Below are 1,599 nucleotides of genomic sequence, written 5' to 3'. Positions count from 1 at the left end.
CTGGCCCGAAAACAGAACCCTAACTTGGGCGCGGCAGCATCACCGCGGCGCTCTGCGCCGTGGTGATCGTGTCCGGGATTGTCAGGTGGCCGGCTCCAGGGGTTCGAGGGTGACGCGGTAGCCGAGGTGCTGCAGGGCGCGGACGTGGCCGGCGGTCTGTTTACGGTGGTGCAGGCGGGTCTCGTAGTAGTCGACTCCGAGGTCTTGGTAGACGGCCTCGGGGTTGGATAACAGGGCGTGGGCGATGGTCAGGACGGTGTTGCCGACCGCGACCTGGGCCTTGGGTTTGCCCCGGCGGCGGGCCAGACGGCGGTAGCGGGCGCCGATCCGGGTCTTGGTCTTGCCCGCCGAGACGCTGACCTCGCCCAGGACTCCGGCGACGTACCGGTTCCCCCTGCCCTTGGCGTTGCGGCCCTTGCGTTTGCCGGCCGAGGATTTGACCTGGGGGCAGAACTTGCACCACGACACCAGGTGCGCGGGGGTGGGAAAGACCCGCATATCGATCCCGATCTCGGCGATCAGGTCTTGGGCGGCGGTGCGGCCGATGCCGGGAATGGCGTCCAGTTGGCCGACCTGGTGCTCAAAAGGGGCGATCAACTCCTCGATCTGAGCGGTGAGCTTGTCGATCTGGCTGGTGATGCGGTCGATGTTGTCCAGCATCATCCGCAGCACGAACGCGTGGTGATCGGTGAAGGTGTCAGCGCCGTCCAGCGCCTCTTCCAGCATCTTGATCTTGCCGCGCATGGCGCCGCGAGCCAGCTGGGCCAGCGTGCCCGGGTCGCGCTGACCGGCGATCAGCGCCTCCATCATGTCCCGGGCCGAGACCCCGTGCAGGTCCGACACCACCACCGACAGCTTGATCTGGGCGTCCTCCAGCAGCTTCTCGCAGCGCTGCTTCTCCCGTGAGCGCTCCTCGGTCAGATGCCGCCGGTAACGCGTGAGCGTGCGCAGCCGGCGGATCTCCGGCGGGGGCACGAAACACGCCGCGACCATGCCCCGCTCGAAGTTACGGGCCAGCCAGACGCAGTCGGCCAGATCGGTCTTCGGACGGCCCGGCAGATGCTTGACCTGCCGGGCATCGGCCAGCGTGCACTCCAGCCCTTCGGCCTCCAACCGGAAGAACGGCGCCTTCCAGTAATCGCCGGTACTTTCCATCACCACCTGAACGACACCCCAACAGCGCAGCCAGTCCGCCAGCGCCATGATCTCCTTCTTGGTCGTCCCGAAGGTGCGGACCTCCTGCGCCCGCCGCCGCGGATTGCGGTCGCTGGGCACCCGGACACACGCATCCAGCCGCCCCTTGGCCACATCGATCGCGCACACCCGCTCCACATACAGCGGCTCGTCCTCGACCTCGTCCACCCGCCACCTCCTCACTGTCCAGCGGGCGGCGACCGTCCGGGGAACCGAGGGCGACGAGCGAAATCTGGCCCGCGTGCTCGAAGCGACAAGGAACAGCCCTCAACGAAACCGGCTCCCAGCGTCCAGACTCAGTCACGGGCTCAACCGGCGCCAAGCACACACGACGTCACAGACGGTCACCGATCCCCATTTTCACGCCGGAACCGGCGCCCCACACGGGTTTCCCCGACTCAGTCG

1 protein-coding gene is annotated in these 1,599 nt (G+C 67.5%); it reads right to left on the bottom strand.

What is annotated here, in order from left to right:
* Positions 1–81: 81 nt before the first annotated feature.
* Positions 82–1,362 carry an IS110 family transposase gene (locus ACIBX3_RS61200; RefSeq protein ID WP_397130029.1) on the bottom strand — a complete coding sequence of 427 codons (1,281 nt, stop codon included), beginning with the start codon at positions 1,360–1,362 and terminating at the stop codon, positions 82–84.
* Positions 1,363–1,599: the final 237 nt, after the last annotated feature.

The organism is Nonomuraea sp. NPDC049480, assembly GCF_044465905.1.
GTDB lineage: Bacteria > Actinomycetota > Actinomycetes > Streptosporangiales > Streptosporangiaceae > Nonomuraea.
The sequence above is the reverse complement of the archived record's forward strand: the minus strand, read 5'-3'. Positions and strand labels throughout refer to the sequence as shown.